The sequence below is a fragment of the Castellaniella defragrans genome (assembly GCF_014203015.1).
Lineage (GTDB): Bacteria > Pseudomonadota > Gammaproteobacteria > Burkholderiales > Burkholderiaceae_B > Castellaniella > Castellaniella defragrans.
Map to the genome: position 1 here is coordinate 229,274 of NZ_JACHIB010000004.1, position 14,102 is coordinate 243,375.

Consider the following 14,102-nt stretch of genomic DNA (forward strand, 5'->3'; position numbering starts at 1 on the left):
TAAAAAAAGGTCAGTCCGTTCCGTCCGCAATACCAGGCAGCACGCCGGCCCTGTGGAGCTTGAGCATGAGCTGGTTGAGCATCCGGCGTTCGTCTTCGTTGAAGTGGCTCATCAGTTGGGCCACCCAGGCGTAGTGGCTGGGCAATGCCTTGCCGAGCATGTCGTCGCCGGCGGACGTGATCTTCACCAGCCGGGCGCGGGCGTCGGCCGGATCGACGTCGCGGCTGCACAGGCCCGCGCCCACCATGCGGTCGATCATCCGCGTCATGGTCTGCGACGTCACCGACACCCCATCGGCCAATGCGCCCACGCTCAAACCGTCCGGGTTGCGCTTGAGCAGCAGCAGCACGAAGAACTGGCTCTGCGACAGGCCGCAGGCGCGCGCCAGATTGGCCTCGAACGCCGACAGCATTTCCTGCGTCGCGGAGGCCCAGATCAGCCACGTCTGAAGGCCCTGCACGTCCGGATTGCCGTAGCGCGCTGCGAAGGCTTCCAGGGTGTCGTAGCTGGGCAGGTCTTTGAGTTCAAACATGGTGATGAAGTCCTCTTTCCGATAAATGTAGCAGGCTACATAAATGCGGTCAAGATCAAGGTCAAGGCAGCAGATCAACGCGGCATGACCGCCTGCTTCGGCGGCGCATTCCGCCGGGCGTGTCGCGGGCGAAGCGGCCCTCCGGCTTGCCCATCCGCCAGGGCGGCCCGGCCACCGGCGCCGTGCCGATCGTTTCGAGGCGCCCATTGAGGCACTGGAATGCGGACGAGCCAGCTGCCCATCGAGCTGCCGCGGCGCATGGCGATTGCAGCGTCACCCGGATTCCTAGACCCCCTCGGGCAGCTTCGACCGCATCGCCTTCCTGCGGTCGAAGCGCTCGCCATCGGCGACAAAAGTGCCGTCACCGATGGCGTGCAGCATGCGCGGGTCGGGTTTGCTGCGATCGACATACGCGGCCAGGCCATCGAGCACGACGATGCCGTGCGGGGCGATGATTTCGGTGACCCTGCACTCGATGTTCGCCAGGCACTGCGCGATCAGCGGAGCCTGCACGTGGCGGGCCTTGGCGGGGGTGAGGCCGAAGCGCGCGAACTTGTCGGTGTCCGCGCCCGAGCAGGTGCCGATGCCGACAACGGTGTCGAGCATATCGGCGGACGGGATGGCGATCACGCATTCGCGCGTCTTTTCCAGCGCGGTGAATGAATGGTTCCACGCACCGGTGCAGATCGCAAAGCGCGGCGTGAAGTCCATCACCATCGTCCACGAAATGGTCATGATGTTGTTCTGCCCTGCGTGGCGTGTCGTGACCAGCACGACCGGACCAGGTTCGAGCAGCGTGAAGATTTTTGCGGTGGCGAGGGGTTTCATCATGCCGGACTCCTTCATCAGTTCCTGAAATGGCCGGGCCGGCCTGCCACCCATGCAGATCCGTGACCTTGATCCGTGACCTTGCTGCCAGCCGAACCGAATTGGCGCACACTGCCGGATGGGCATCGTCTCGATCCACACGGCCCCGATCGTCCACAGAATGATCAACGAGACTGCCGGACAAGGCAATGGACCGTGCAAGGACCGCGGTTCAACCGAAAAAACATCAGCCACCCAAGGAGCATCCATGAGCGTATCAAAAGCATTCGCTTCATTCATGCAGGAGGCCCCCGCTCATGCGGAGGCCTGGATGCAGGCCGCAAAATCGCTCGATGCGGCAAGCGCGCTGGACAAGAAGACCGAAGAGCTGGCCTACATCGCCGTTCTCGCCGCCACCGGAAATACCTCCGGCATTCCATTTCACGTGCTTTCCGCCAAGTCGAACGGCGCATCGAGGCAAGAAGTGCTGAGCGCGGTTCTTCTTGGCCTGCCCGCCGCGGGTGCGGTCGTCATTGGCGCCGTCCCCGCTGCCGTGGCGGCTTACGACGGCGAAAGCCAATGATCCCGGCCTTCACGCCCTCCCTCCGGCGCGGGACGCCCGCCGCCTCGCCCGGCGCTTTTGCAGCCAGCGCACGAGCCCGGAAACGAACAGGACGGGCAAGGCCAGCCCGGACAGCAATACGAGCATCCGGCCCGGCAGGCCGAACGCCTCGCCCGAATGCAGCAGCCGCTGCCAGGCGATCAGCGTCGTGCCCGCGGTTTCCGTGCCGGCCACCGTCTGGTGCAGGATCGCGCCGCGGTACTGATCGATGACGAGACAGCGCTGATCGGCGAAGCGGCTGGCGCTGCGCGCGCCACGCGTGCAGACCATGTAGGACGCGTCCGCATCGAATGCTTCATACAGCATGTCGGCCCGTTCTTGCGGATAGGTCTCGCGGGCGATCTGCAAGGCCCGGTGCAGACCGATGGGCCTGGCGCCGGGCGCGGGCGCGTGCGACCGGATGGTGTAGCGGTCACGGGTCGCGGGCGAGACCTGCTGCACCACCCACACGAATTCGGGACGCAGATTCAGGTACACGCCGGAGAACAGCACGGCCAGCAGGACGGGCGCCAGGTAGACCCCGCTGACGTTGTGCAGGTCATAGACGAACCGGACCGTCGAGGCGTGGCGCTTGATGCTCAGCGCGGCTTTCCACCTGCCCAGGCTGGGCCACCACAGGTACAGGCCGGCCAGGATCGAGGCCATTGCCAGCAGGGCCATGACGCCGACGAACTTTTCCCCCACTCCCCATGGAACAAGCAGCTGGTAGTGCAGGCTGAACATGAAGGCGAAGAATTCGCGCGGAGCCCATTCGCCATCCACCTGCTTGAGCCGTTTGCCCATGACCCGGGCCGTGTACGGATCGACGAAGACGTCCCATCGAGCGACGGAAGGCTTGCCCGAGGCCCGTGTCGCCGGCACATCGAAGTACAGCCAGTAGGTGCCGTCGTCCGTGCGCGGATAAAAAGCGAAGGTGAACCGCGCTCCGGCCGGCATGGCGGCGGCCGCGGCCGCGACGATTTCATTCAGAGGCCTGAATGCCGGCGCGCCACCCTGATCCCGGGTCTGGAACCATGGCGCATGAAACGCGCGCTCCAGTTCCGGGTGAAAGGTGAGGACGGCGCCGCTCAGGCCCACCAGGGAGAGCCAGAGCCCGAACGCCAGCCCGGCCCACAGGTGGATGTCGAGCCAGCGCTTGCGCCACCGCCTGCGGCCCGCCGGCGAGAGCGCGGCCATCAGAGTTCGACGCGCGCCGTGAGCATCGCGCTGCGCCCCATCCCGGGGTAGACGCCATAGGCCAGCGTGCTCCAGGTGCCCAGATGATATTTCCTGTCGAAAATATTCTTCACGTTCAACTGGAAGTGCCAGCGGTCGATCGAATAGCCAATCCCGCCATCCACCAGCACATACGAACTCAGGTCGGGCGTCGAGCCGTCGTAAGAGGTCTTGATCCGCCCCACGTAGCGCACACCGCCGCCCAGCGACAGGCCGTGCCCGATGTCATGGGTCGTGTACAGGCTGGCCGTCTGCCTGGGAATCCAGGTGCGCTTCTGGCCGTTGCTGGCGGGATTGGACGGATCGTCGCTGACCTCGGGATCGAGCAGCGCCAGGCCGGCGCGGATCTGCCATGCGGATGTGATTTTGCCCGTCGCTTCCAGTTCCAGTCCCCGATGCCGCACCGATGCCGTCTTGTACAAGGTCTCGTTGTCGACCACCTTGTCGTAGACGGCGACATTCGATTGCCGCAGATCGAACACCGCGGCCGACAGCAGCAGCTTGCCGTCCGCCAGCGAACGCTTCACGCCGATTTCGTACTGGCGGCCCTTCATGGGAGGCAGGACCTGGTAGTTCTCATCGACCCGCAAGTTCGGCATGAAGGACTCGCTGTAGGAACCGTAGACGTTCAGTCCCTCGATCGGTTCGTAGACGAGGGCCGCGCGGTAGCTGAACTGGCCGCCCGGATCGAGGTTGGTTCGGGGGCCGTCATTGACCTGGTTGCGGATCCGGGGACGTGAATACGCCACGCCGCCCACGAGGGAAACGGGCTGGGCGACCTTGATCACCGCTTGCGTCGAAGCGGTCAGGTAGCTCATGACCTGGTCCTGCTCGTAGCTGCCCGCGCCGCCGGGCTCGAATCCGTTGATGGTGCGGCTGACGGCCTCGTCGCCGTCATGGATGTTCGCCGTCCCGGCGAGATAGTCCTGCGCAATGGAATATCGGTAGCGCTGATAGCGGACGTCGGCCGAGACCGAACTGCCCTCCAGCCCCAGGTCGTCGAGTCTGCGCGTGACCGACAGGTCGGTGGTGAAGTCGTACACGTTCCAGGGATCGTACTTCGCGCCCGACACGGCAAAGTCGCCATCGTCCTGCAGGTAGCCCGCGGCATACGCGTTGACACCCCGGTGATCCGTCTTCTGGAAGAGGGTCTTCAGGTCGAAGGCCCAGAGCGCGCTGGGCATCCAGGTCAGGCCGGCGCTCAGGCTCGTGGCCCGTGCGTCCGTGGCGTAGTCGCTTCCGCCGACGAAGAACGAGCGAGGCAGGTCGGGCAGGCTTCCGTCCGCATGGACCGGAATGCCGTTGTATCCGGTGGTCTTGAAGCGCTGGTGATTCAGGCGGACATAGCCGGTCAGGTCATCGCCCAGGTCGAAATCCACCCCGCCATAGAGCACGCTCTTTTTGCTGTGCACGAAATCGACCTGGCTGTCGCCCTGCTCCTGGGCAAAGACGCCGATGGCGCGGACCGTGCCGTCGCTGTTGAGCGCGGTGGTGCCCTGGCCCTCGACGCGCCAGCGCCCCCACGAGCCGCCCGACACGGACAGGTAGTCGGGGGCGTCGAAGGCATTCTTCTGGACCAGATTGACGATCCCGCCAGGGTTCTGCGCGCCAAAGGCGACCGATGCCGGCCCTTTGATGACCTCGTAGCGCGCCAGCGTCACGGAATCGGGCTCGGCGATCTGGTCGCCCACCGTCAGGCCGTCGATGGCATAGCCGGCGTTCAGGCCGCGAAGCAATACCTGGCTGCCATAGCTGGGAATGTAGCCGGAGTAATACGCGCCCGTGGTGTATTGCGCGATCTCGCCCATGGTTTCGAGGCCGGCCGCCTTGGCGAAATCGCCGGTCACCAGGCTGGCCGACTGCGGCACTTTCTCGACCGGCAGGGGAAGCCGGGTGATGCCGCTCGTATCGGGCGCGTAGAACCGATAGCCGGTGATCGTCACCGCCGACAGCTCGTTGACCGACGCCGGGGCGTCCGCGGCGTTCGCGGCGGCCTGGGCCTTGGCGTCGTGGGCTTTGGCTTCGTTGGCCTTGGCTTCGTTGGCCTTGGCGTGCTGGGCCGCATTCTGGGCTGTATCCTGAGCCACATCCTGGGCCGCATCCCGGGCCAGGGTCAGGGTGGAAAACGGCATCTGCACCGCCACGGCGATGGCCGTCAAACGCAAGGCCGGGCCGAATGTGCCGAGGATGGACGATGCCGTCCCGCCCCTCGTACGAAGAAGATTGTCCATGTGATTCTCTGCAACTGATTGCTGATCTGGAATCCTCCCCGAGGCGCGCACGCACCGGACGAAAGCCCGCATGGCCGGCCGCTGCCAGGGAGAGGGAGGGAGAAGAATGCGCATGCGGCCGCACCCGGTCATCGGCGTCAATCCGGCGGCAACACGCGCGACGACACGCGCGGCCAGCGCGGCCGTGGCGCGGAAGTACGCGCGCAAGACGGACATGAAAAAACCTCGGGAGGCGGATCGCTAAAAAATGACCGGCGCGAGCACGATCACAAACGAAAGGTCAACCGAGGTTCGAGGGGGGAGCGCGCGAGCCCAGCGGCGGTCCCTGGGCGGGCATCGGAGGCTGCGCGGGGCCGCGATGCGGCAAGACGACGGGATGGAAAGCCGCAGGGCCCACCAGCGAGGGCGACGCTTGCCCGGGCAGCACGGCCTGCGACGCGACGATGCCGAACGGGCAGCTCTGCTGATCGAAATGATCATCGGGAGACGGGTGGTCGGACTGGCCATCCCAATCCACCGACACCGTGCTGGTGCCGCCGCCGACGGTGCACAGGGTGAGGAAAAATTTGCCGTCGCGCGCGCCGGAAACATCCGGCATGTAGCCCGTTGGGATCATCGCCCGGCACAGAAACGACAAGACGGTCAGGCAAAACAGGATTTGCCAGACCCCAGTGCTTTCACGCCGGAGATCTCGTCGAAGGGCGAACATGCGTCAGAGTATATTATGGGATGCGCCGTCTGGCAGGCCAGAACACGGCCGATCGGGCGCGGTGCGGCCTCCTCGAACCGCCCGACCGAAACCCCACCTTCTGCGCGCGTCCATCGCCCTCCTGTGCCAGAATCCGCACCACCATCTCCCTGAACAGAGCGAATTGCGACAGGTACATGCGATTTGCCACGAGCAGGCACAGGTAGGCCATCAGGCAGACGACCGCGACGGCCAGCCCCAGTTGCATCATGGCGAGCCCGTCCGCCCACAGGCCGGCGGACGTCCAGCTCACGCGGGACGATTCAAGCCATATCCCGCCCGCGCGCCAGACGGCCGCCGCCAGCCCCATGAGGGGCGCCACCCACACCATGGCGGCCAATACATTCAACCCCCGGCGCAGATCCGCCGCCTGCTCGGCGGCTTCCTGCGCGATCAGGCCTTGCACCATTGCACCATGCGTGCCGCCTGCTTCACCGCATTCCGCGGCCTGCGCATCGAGCATCCTTTTCTCTGCCATGATCCGATGGGCCAGCCGCGAGAACGACCGGATCGTCGTCTGCCGATCGACGAGTTCCCGCATCTGCCGCAACGAGCCGGCCAGGGCAAGGCCGGAGAGGAACTTCCTGGCGTCGAGAATCCGGCACGTCAGGCCGGCGGCCTTGACCAGAAACAGATATGACGCCGCGAACAGCATCATCACCAGGAAGACGAACAGCATCCTGACCACGATATCGCCCTGACCGATGAGTTGCATGATGTGTCTCCCGCCCTGGCCTTCGACCCGGATGGATGCCCGCATCCGGCCGATGTGATCCAGACAGTGTGATCCGGACCGTTACTTCCGGGTCATCAGATCCGCATTCAGATCCTTTTCCGGACCGACCACCAGCAGCAACTGCGCTCCGGCCGGCCCCATCCTGGCGAAATGCACCGCATTGCCATGCGTCAGCACGAAGACGCTGCCCACGGACAGGTCCCTGAGCTTGCTCTCGTCGTACTTGTCGCCCATGGCCAGCTTCATGTCGCCCGCCAGCACCGTCACGATGGCAGCCATGCCCGCATCCATCTTGCCGTGCGGCTCCAGCTTCGCATCCGGCGGGAACCAGGCCCGCATCACGCGCACCGGCCCCTGGTCATGGGAGAGCAAGGTCAGGCCACGCGTACCCGTGTCGCTGGGCGCCGATGCAAACCCGGCCACTTCTTGCGGTCCATACAGGACGAGTTCCTGCGCAGCCGCCGGGACGGCCAGGATCGCGCACGCCGCTGCCGCCAGAGCGATGATGGGCCGCCCGACCGGCAGGCGGCCCATCATCGATCCCGATACGACCGGGCTGCGCCGCTCTTTCTTCATCCAGCACATGATGGCTCATCCTTCAAATGATAATGAGAATTATTATTGATATTATCATGTCCGGGTGATCGTGAACATGGTCAAGTACTCGATCTTTGCCTGCAACGCATTCACGGACCGGCGCATCGCCCCGATCTCCGAAAGAAACTCCGTCAAATGCTCTTCCGGCATCCGGCGATGCTCCGGCACTGTCGTGTCCCCAGCGCCACGCCGTTTTGCGAACGCCCGCATCCTGCCGATGGGCATGTTCGTCGTCCGCAAGCGCAGCAGGAGCTTCCGGCAGCCGCAGCAATGCGGCAGCCACGACCAGGCTCCGCTTCGAGCCGCACCCGAAAAACCGGATTGCGGACCCGGCTTTTCTGTCTTTTTCTCTTACAATGCCGCCAGGACGGGACGCCTTGCAGATTTCCCATCGGACAACCAGAACGTTTTTCCCGAAAAGACCGAGAAAAAATGGCACGAAATCTTCAAGCACGCCGCTGCGCCGCGAGGCACATTTCCCTGCCGCATCCCGGCGCCACGGGCGGGCCCGCCATAAGCCCCGCCACACGTTCCTTCACGAGTCCCTTCACAAACCCCTCCATGAGTCCCGCCGCGAGTCCCGCCGCGAGAAGCCCCGGCGCGGCCTGGGCCCGGCTCTTGTGCATGGGCGCCGTCGCGCTGACGATGGGCGGCTGCGCCAGCATGTCCGAGAAGGAATGCCTGAGCGCGAACTGGCAGGAACAAGGCTACCGCGACGGCCGCAACGGCCATCCGGCGTCCCGGGTGGAGGATCATCGCGAAGCCTGTGCCGGCGTCGGGGTGGTGCCCGATACCGAACAGTATCGGAAGGGCCGCGACCAAGGGGTGCTGGAATATTGCACCCCCGAGAACGCGGCGCGCGAGGGGCGCGCGGGCAGGAGCTACCGCAATGCGTGTCCGGCGCGGCTCGAAGGCACCTTCCTCACGTATCACCGGCTGGGCTACCAGGCCTACCAGGCCCAGCAGCGCCTCGATTCCCTGAATCGCCAGATGGAACAGACGCAGCGGAACCTGGACCAGGAAAAGAAGGAAGACAAGCGCCGGGAACTGCGCGAGGAACTCAGGAGCCTGGACCGCCGCCTGTACCAGGCGCGCCAGGAACTGCGCGATGCGGAGAGGCGGCTGAACTCCAAGTCCTATTAGGCAGAGCGGACGCCCGCTGGGACGGGCGGCTGCCGCGCCACCGCTCCACGCCCCCCCCTACCGCCCTTCCTGGCGGATGCGCTGCACCTCGTAGACGCGCAGCGACACCGCCGCGGCCCGCAGCAGGGGCACGTCGATCCGTTGCGCGTCCGCCCGCTCGACCAGATCGCCCAGGATCTGCTCGACCTCGACCGGACCGCCGGCCTGCCTGTCCCGGTACATGGAGGCGGTGATCGTCGAGCCGGCGTCCGTCAGCCCGGCGATCGCCTGCTCGGCCACGGCCGGCGCCAGGGGGAAGCCATGGGCCGCCGCGACGGACAGGGCCTCGTCGCACAGCGCCCGGGCGGCGCGCGCGCCGTCGGGCACCGACACGACCTGGCCGACCGAGCCGCCGAACAGGCAGCAGATCCCGGCCAGCGACGCCAGGAAAGCCCATTTGTCCCACATGGCCTGCTCGATGTTGTCCGAGAGCACCGTGGCAAAGCCCGCCCCCCGCAAGGCGGCGTCCACCGCCCGGATGCGATCGCTGATCCCGCCGCCGCGCTCGCCGTAGGCGAGGCTCTGCATCGGGGCCATCTGCACGATCCGGCCATCGTCGCGCAGTTCGGCCACCACGCGGCAGACGCCGCCCAGCACCGGTTTTTCGCCGAAGCGCGCCACCAGGCGCTCGATGTGGCGCATGCCGTTGAGCAGCGGCAGGATCATCGTATCGGGCCCCACCGCGGCGGCGAAGTCCTCCATGGCGCCGTCCAGCGCATAGGCCTTGACGCCCAGCAGGATCAGGTCGTAGGGTTGCGCGATCCGGGACGCCTCGATCCACCGCGGCCGGACGGTCAGGTCCCCGTGAGGGCTGACGAGCCGCAAGCCGTCGCGCTGCAGCTGCCCGGCCCGGCGCGCGCGCAGCAGGAAGGTCACTTCGCGGCCGGCCGCGGCCAGGCGGGCGCCGAAATAGCCGCCGACCGCGCCCGCGCCCACAATCAGAATTCTCATGGCGCTTCTCCTTTCGTCCCGAATCCGCCGCGGCCGGCAAACCGGCCGGCCCGCCCTGGATGATAATGCCGATATTTCGACTGGACGAGAAGGAACCGCGGGCCATGGACTTTGCATCGACCCTGCTGATCGCCGCCGTGGCATGGCTGGGACTGCGTGCGCACTACCAGCGCACGCGCATCGCGCTGCTGGGGCGCCACCTGGCCGGCCTGCAGCTCGAACGCCACATGGAAACCCTGACCCAGGGCTACACCCGCGCCATCCACGAGGCCTCCGAGGCGCGCCAGATCCAGGTGCTGGAAACCTTCGCCGCGGCCGAGCGCAGCGTGGCGGCACAGGTACGGACGCTGGCCGAGGCCATGCAGCAGGAAGGCGCGCAGGCCACCTGCATGAGCATGCTGCCGGTCTGCCTGCCCTATGCCGAACGGATCCTGCCGCTGCCGACGCGGGACTTCCGCGCGCTGCTGCGCATCCATGCGGCCGGCCTGCGCCACGTGGTGGACAACGGGGGCCGCTGGAGCCCGAAGGACCGCGCCTACCATCTCTCGGCGGAGCTGTATCTGCTGCAGCACAGCTGCCACTGGTATTGCAAGTCGCGCGCCGTGGCCGATGCGCGGCTGACGCTGCGGCATCAGGTCACGCATCGGCAGGCGCTGGATGCGGCGTCCGACGCGACCCGCTCGGCCTACCTGCAGTGGATGCGGGGCGCGGCCTGACGCAAGGCCGGGTGCGGGGCGCCCCTCAGCGCAGGGCGGCCACCTCGACCCGGCAGGCCCCGCAGGCCCGGATCAGTTCGGCGTCGTGGCTGGCGAACAGCACGACGCGGTCCCGTGACCAGGCCTTGAACTGCCCGGCCAGCACGGCGCGCGCCTGCGCGTCCAGCCCGTTGCTGGGGCCGTCGGCGACGACGACGGCCGGATCGCCCAAGGCGGCGGCCGTCAGGAAGACCTTGCGGCGCGTTCCCGTGGACATCTGCTCGAAGCGCTTGTCCAGATGCGGCTCCAGCCCCAGGCGGCACGCCAGGTCGAGCACGGCGTCGTCCAGGGCCGCGTGCTTTTCCGCGGCGACCTGTTCGAGCAGCCCACGCCCGGTCTGTGCGGGAAACGCCAGGCAATCGTCGGGCACATAGGCCAGCCGGGCCAGGGCCCGCTGCGGCGCGTGGGTCACCGAATGCCCGTCGATCCAGACATCCCCCGCGTCCGGCGCGATCGCGCCCGCGATGATGCCCAGCAGGCTGGACTTGCCGGTGCTGTCTTCCTCGCAGAGCGCCACGCAGCCGGGCTGGAAGGTCCGGGTCAGGCCCTGGAAGACGGGATGGTCGCCGTAGCGCTTGCCGAGATTGTCGATGCGAAGCATGGCGGAAGTGTACGCACGAACGGCGCGCACGGCCAGTCTCCCCGCGAGACATCAGGAAACAGGCGCGGGCGCTTCTGTGCGATTTTGTCAGCAGAACCTACCGCCGCGCCGCGTCCGCCGGGCCGGCGGCCGGCGTGTACAGCGCAGGCATATCGGAAGCATACCGGGGGCGCAGGCCGGCCGCGCGGGGCCGGGCGCACCCGCGACGTCCGGGATTTCGCTGTCGAACCCGCTTACATCGGGCCCCGGAATGCCTTGATAAGGTACCCATGAGTCCATTCTCACAGGAGGCGCTCATGTCCAAGACCCTACTCGCATTCCTCGCCATTCTCGCCAGCGGCAGCATCCTGGCCGCCTGCTCGTCCCCCTCCACCGTCACCACGCGCGACGGGCGGACGGACTACAGCGCCGACGCGCCGAACACCGACACGGACGACGGCTTCGTCACCTACGAGAAGGGCGGCCGCGAGGTCAAGATCAACAAGTCCGAGGTCCGGCGGATCGAGGAAGTGGATTGACCGCTGCCCGTGAATGGATCCCCGGCGGCCCTGCCCCTGGCGGAGACGCTATGGGATGAGCCCGCGCTATGGGATGAGCCGGGCCAGCCCGTTCTGCCGCTCGACGATCAGGGCCGCCAGCGCCGACAGGTAATCCATGATGGCGGGCTCGAATTCCGCGAATACCTCCATGCTCTTGGTCGAACGCACGACGCTCATGGTCTGGATCAGGCGGGGGTCCACGATCCTGCGGGCGGTCAGCCTGCCGCTCCCGAGTTCGCTGGCAACCGCGCCGTAGGGCATGACCGTCGCCGCCATTCCGCGCAGGACGATTTCGCGGATTCCGGCGATGGACCTCATCTGGTAGACGATATTCAGGGTGCGCCCCCGTTCGTGGGCCACGCGCTCCATCAGGCAGCGGCCCACGTCCCGGCGCCCTCCGAATACGAAATTGAAACCCAGGACCTCGTCGAGGGAAATGGCATCCCGCCCGTCATGCATGTCGGGATGGGTGACGAACAGGACGTCCTCCTGCACCATCGAGGTCAGCCACACGCCGGGCCGCTCGCTTGCGTCGTAGGCCAGGGCGACATCGAGTTCGCGGTTCTCGACGGCATCGACCAGCGCAAAGCTGGGATCTTCCCTCAGGGAGAACGCAAGGCGCGGAAGCAGTTTCTTCGCCGAGAGGACGGCATCGGTGCCCACGAGCAATACCAGGCTGGAAGGCATGCCGAGCGAAAAGAACCTTTCGGCGCTGCGGCCCAGGCTGGAGACGTCCTTGACGGTGACCTCGAGCAGTTCAAACAGGGAGCTGACCCTGGAATAGAGCAGCTCGCCGGCCGGGGTGACGTCCACGCCACGCGCATGGCGTATCAGCAGGGCCACGCCCAGGGCGTCCTCCAGCTGCTTGATGTTGAGGCTCAGGGCGGGCTGGGCAATGCATAAGGATTCCGCCGCATGGGTGATGCTGCCCAATTCGACCGTCTTCACGAAGCATTGCAGCTTGCGCAGCGTCAGATTATGCAGATTCATAGACCCCTCGCAGTGCCCGCGCCAGGCGGCATGCCGTCATGCCTGGAGCAGCGACCGGTGCGCCTGCTCGGCGGACCGGGCCCACAGCTGCCATGCGCGGTCCGCCTGGCCTTCGGTCGACACCGCCGACGCATGCGCCTCGGCCTCCGACAGGAAAGTCACGGCCCCCAGCCCGCTGGCCTGAAGCTGGATCCTGGCATTGATCTCGGAATACACCGCGCGGAAGACGGCCTGCTTCAGGGACCCGCCGGTCACCGTGCTGCCATGCCCGCGCATCAGCACCATGGCATGGCCGGCGAGCATATCGGCCAGATGCCTGCCCAGTGCGGGAGTGGTGACCAGCATGTCGGTGCCGTCCCCGCCCCTGTCCCGGATGTCGAACACGGGGACTCCGCAGCCGATGAAACCCGCCATATGGCACACCGCCCGGAAGGGCGTGCCTTTCACGACGCTGAAAGGCACGACGGACTGCGAATGGCTGTGGACGATGGCCTGCACCTCCGGCCTGGCCCGGTAGATTTCGCTGTGTATGAACCGTTCGAGGTACAGGCGATGGCCGGACGGCCGCAAGGGCTCCCCGTCCAGGCCGATCTCCACGAGGTCATCGGGCGTCACCAGCGCGGGCGCCATATTCCGTGCCATCAGGAACGAATCGCCCCCCGCCGATCGGACCGTGACGTGGCCGAACGCGTCCAGCACCTGCCGATCGAACAAAATGTGGTTGGCAATGGCCAGGTCCTGCTTCAACTCATCCATCGCTGAAAATCCACCCTGTCATGCATCGATGAAAATCCCGTCCCGCCTCTGGGCTGACTGGCTGATTGGCCGATTGGCCGGTCAGGCGGCCCGGGGCCGAATGGTCCTCAGATAATCCAGCGCTTCCTCCAAGGCCACCACGTCGCAGTATTTCGCCTGCAGGTCGAACAGACTCTGCCTGTGCGCGGCTTCCGACCGGTCTCCCACCGCTTCGGCGACGATGATCGGCCTGAACCCGTTCTGGACCGCATCGACCGCCGTGCCACGCACGCAGCCGCTGGTGGTGCAGCCCGCGATCAGCACGGTATCGCAGCCATTGGAGACCAGACGGGACAGCAGGTCGGTGCCAAAGAAGCACGACGCGTACTTCTTCACCAGGATCGAATCCTGCGGCTGGTGATGCAGGCGCGGATCCAGTTCGACGGCCGCCGTGCCGCTGCGCAGCGTGGCGGCGCCCTTCTGCTTCAGCACCCATATACCCCCATCCCTCAAGGACGCGTCGTCATATGCGGTCGTGGTGAAGAAGACCGGCACGCCGGCCTCCCGGCAGGCATCGATCAGGCGGTTCGCGGCCTCTATTTCGGCGTCCATGTTCGACCCCAGCGGCATGTCGGGGTCGGTGAAGGCCTGGATGATGTCCACGATGACCAGGCCCGGCCGCTGGCCGAATCCGATTTTCAACCCGAAGCCGCGCTCACGAAAAAACTTTTCGTCAGCATGAGCCATTTCATTCATTTTCTTGCTCCTAGTGTTGTGTTTCATTAATTTGTTTATTTATTCAATAGTTTGAAATAAAATGGTGGACGCTTCTTTCGATGAGTGTCCACCATGAGCAAGCCG

The 14,102-nt window shown here is 66.1% G+C and carries 17 protein-coding genes; 5 read left to right on the plus strand and 12 right to left on the minus strand.

Translation table 11 applies throughout. The features are described 5' to 3' along the window. Positions 1–10: 10 nt before the first annotated feature. Positions 11–532, minus strand: coding sequence for a MarR family winged helix-turn-helix transcriptional regulator (locus tag HNR28_RS04875; protein WP_151024630.1), 522 nt, complete (start codon positions 530–532; stop codon positions 11–13). A gap of 285 nt (positions 533–817) precedes the next feature. Beyond that, a complete protein-coding gene (locus HNR28_RS04880; RefSeq protein ID WP_244978177.1) occupies positions 818–1,363 on the minus strand; it encodes a flavin reductase family protein in 546 nt (181 codons plus the stop codon). A 244-nt stretch (positions 1,364–1,607) separates the two neighbouring features. Between HNR28_RS04880 and HNR28_RS04885 the strand changes: the two genes are divergently transcribed. Continuing rightward, the gene (locus tag HNR28_RS04885) at positions 1,608–1,922 is read left to right on the plus strand and encodes a carboxymuconolactone decarboxylase family protein (RefSeq protein ID WP_151024631.1); all 315 of its coding nucleotides are present in this window, start codon (positions 1,608–1,610) and stop codon (positions 1,920–1,922) included. Positions 1,923–1,931: 9 nt separating this feature from the next. Here HNR28_RS04885 and HNR28_RS04890 read toward each other — a convergent pair whose 3' ends face one another. The 5 genes from HNR28_RS04890 to HNR28_RS04910 form a co-directional block, all read right to left on the minus strand. Beyond that, the gene (locus tag HNR28_RS04890; RefSeq protein WP_151024632.1) at positions 1,932–3,137 is read right to left on the minus strand and encodes a PepSY-associated TM helix domain-containing protein; all 1,206 of its coding nucleotides are present in this window, start codon (positions 3,135–3,137) and stop codon (positions 1,932–1,934) included. Beyond that, positions 3,137–5,407, minus strand: coding sequence for a TonB-dependent siderophore receptor (locus HNR28_RS04895; RefSeq protein WP_151024633.1), 2,271 nt, complete (start codon positions 5,405–5,407; stop codon positions 3,137–3,139). The genes HNR28_RS04890 and HNR28_RS04895 overlap by 1 nt, the downstream gene beginning before the upstream one ends. 280 nt (positions 5,408–5,687) lie before the next feature. Further along, positions 5,688–6,116, minus strand: a complete 429-nt coding sequence (locus HNR28_RS04900; RefSeq protein ID WP_151024634.1) for a DUF2946 family protein — start codon at positions 6,114–6,116, stop codon at positions 5,688–5,690. Positions 6,117–6,129: 13 nt separating this feature from the next. Continuing rightward, entirely contained in the window at positions 6,130–6,870 is a 741-nt protein-coding gene (locus HNR28_RS04905) for a MotA/TolQ/ExbB proton channel family protein (protein ID WP_170288461.1), read from the minus strand. An 81-nt stretch (positions 6,871–6,951) separates the two neighbouring features. Beyond that, positions 6,952–7,476: a cupin domain-containing protein gene (locus tag HNR28_RS04910; protein WP_151024636.1), complete on the minus strand. Its 525-nt coding sequence runs from the start codon at positions 7,474–7,476 to the stop codon at positions 6,952–6,954. Positions 7,477–7,537: 61 nt separating this feature from the next. Here HNR28_RS04910 and HNR28_RS04915 point away from each other — a divergent pair, with 61 nt between their 5' ends. Both HNR28_RS04915 and HNR28_RS04920 read left to right on the plus strand, forming a co-directional pair. Next, entirely contained in the window at positions 7,538–8,005 is a 468-nt protein-coding gene (locus HNR28_RS04915; protein WP_158386239.1) for a hypothetical protein, read from the plus strand. Between the two features lie 107 nt (positions 8,006–8,112). Next, a complete protein-coding gene (locus HNR28_RS04920) occupies positions 8,113–8,631 on the plus strand; it encodes a DUF2799 domain-containing protein (protein ID WP_158386237.1) in 519 nt (172 codons plus the stop codon). 57 nt (positions 8,632–8,688) lie between these two features. Here HNR28_RS04920 and HNR28_RS04925 read toward each other — a convergent pair whose 3' ends face one another. Further along, positions 8,689–9,621: a ketopantoate reductase family protein gene (locus HNR28_RS04925; RefSeq protein WP_151024637.1), complete on the minus strand. Its 933-nt coding sequence runs from the start codon at positions 9,619–9,621 to the stop codon at positions 8,689–8,691. Between the two features lie 104 nt (positions 9,622–9,725). On the opposite strand from HNR28_RS04925, the gene HNR28_RS04930 reads away from it, so the two are divergent. Next, a complete protein-coding gene (locus tag HNR28_RS04930; RefSeq protein WP_043681182.1) occupies positions 9,726–10,337 on the plus strand; it encodes a hypothetical protein in 612 nt (203 codons plus the stop codon). Positions 10,338–10,362: 25 nt separating this feature from the next. Here the strand turns inward: HNR28_RS04930 and HNR28_RS04935 are convergent, their stop codons facing one another. After that, complete coding sequence (locus HNR28_RS04935) at positions 10,363–10,977, minus strand: ABC transporter ATP-binding protein (RefSeq protein WP_043681179.1); 615 nt, start codon at positions 10,975–10,977, stop codon at positions 10,363–10,365. Positions 10,978–11,273: 296 nt separating this feature from the next. Between HNR28_RS04935 and HNR28_RS04940 the strand changes: the two genes are divergently transcribed. Then, on the plus strand, positions 11,274–11,495 hold the full coding sequence (locus tag HNR28_RS04940; protein WP_043681176.1) for a YgdI/YgdR family lipoprotein: 222 nt from the start codon (positions 11,274–11,276) through the stop codon (positions 11,493–11,495). A gap of 66 nt (positions 11,496–11,561) precedes the next feature. On the opposite strand, the gene HNR28_RS04945 is transcribed toward HNR28_RS04940, so the two are convergent. The 3 genes from HNR28_RS04945 to HNR28_RS04955 form a co-directional block, all read right to left on the minus strand. Continuing rightward, positions 11,562–12,506, minus strand: coding sequence for a LysR family transcriptional regulator (locus HNR28_RS04945; protein ID WP_043681173.1), 945 nt, complete (start codon positions 12,504–12,506; stop codon positions 11,562–11,564). 36 nt (positions 12,507–12,542) lie between these two features. Then, the gene (locus tag HNR28_RS04950; protein WP_151024638.1) at positions 12,543–13,262 is read right to left on the minus strand and encodes a class II aldolase/adducin family protein; all 720 of its coding nucleotides are present in this window, start codon (positions 13,260–13,262) and stop codon (positions 12,543–12,545) included. 81 nt (positions 13,263–13,343) lie between these two features. Continuing rightward, positions 13,344–13,997, minus strand: coding sequence for an isochorismatase family protein (locus HNR28_RS04955; RefSeq protein WP_151024639.1), 654 nt, complete (start codon positions 13,995–13,997; stop codon positions 13,344–13,346). Positions 13,998–14,102 lie beyond the last annotated feature (105 nt).

Bases quoted from the DNA above. Each gene is read 5' to 3' on its own strand.
- HNR28_RS04950 (WP_151024638.1), bottom strand. From the start codon at position 13,262: ATGGATGAGTTGAAGCAGGACCTGGCCATTGCCAACCACATTTTGTTC.
- HNR28_RS04905 (WP_170288461.1), bottom strand. From the start codon at position 6,870: ATGCAACTCATCGGTCAGGGCGATATCGTGGTCAGGATGCTGTTCGTC.
- HNR28_RS04900 (WP_151024634.1), bottom strand. From the start codon at position 6,116: ATGTTCGCCCTTCGACGAGATCTCCGGCGTGAAAGCACTGGGGTCTGG.
- HNR28_RS04875 (WP_151024630.1), bottom strand. From the start codon at position 532: ATGTTTGAACTCAAAGACCTGCCCAGCTACGACACCCTGGAAGCCTTC.
- HNR28_RS04880 (WP_244978177.1), bottom strand. From the start codon at position 1,363: ATGATGAAACCCCTCGCCACCGCAAAAATCTTCACGCTGCTCGAACCT.
- HNR28_RS04940 (WP_043681176.1), top strand. From the start codon at position 11,274: ATGTCCAAGACCCTACTCGCATTCCTCGCCATTCTCGCCAGCGGCAGC.
- HNR28_RS04955 (WP_151024639.1), bottom strand. From the start codon at position 13,997: ATGAATGAAATGGCTCATGCTGACGAAAAGTTTTTTCGTGAGCGCGGC.
- HNR28_RS04930 (WP_043681182.1), top strand. From the start codon at position 9,726: ATGGACTTTGCATCGACCCTGCTGATCGCCGCCGTGGCATGGCTGGGA.
- HNR28_RS04895 (WP_151024633.1), bottom strand. From the start codon at position 5,407: ATGGACAATCTTCTTCGTACGAGGGGCGGGACGGCATCGTCCATCCTC.
- HNR28_RS04910 (WP_151024636.1), bottom strand. From the start codon at position 7,476: ATGTGCTGGATGAAGAAAGAGCGGCGCAGCCCGGTCGTATCGGGATCG.
- HNR28_RS04890 (WP_151024632.1), bottom strand. From the start codon at position 3,137: ATGGCCGCGCTCTCGCCGGCGGGCCGCAGGCGGTGGCGCAAGCGCTGG.
- HNR28_RS04945 (WP_043681173.1), bottom strand. From the start codon at position 12,506: ATGAATCTGCATAATCTGACGCTGCGCAAGCTGCAATGCTTCGTGAAG.
- HNR28_RS04935 (WP_043681179.1), bottom strand. From the start codon at position 10,977: ATGCTTCGCATCGACAATCTCGGCAAGCGCTACGGCGACCATCCCGTC.
- HNR28_RS04925 (WP_151024637.1), bottom strand. From the start codon at position 9,621: ATGAGAATTCTGATTGTGGGCGCGGGCGCGGTCGGCGGCTATTTCGGC.
- HNR28_RS04885 (WP_151024631.1), top strand. From the start codon at position 1,608: ATGAGCGTATCAAAAGCATTCGCTTCATTCATGCAGGAGGCCCCCGCT.
- HNR28_RS04920 (WP_158386237.1), top strand. From the start codon at position 8,113: ATGGGCGCCGTCGCGCTGACGATGGGCGGCTGCGCCAGCATGTCCGAG.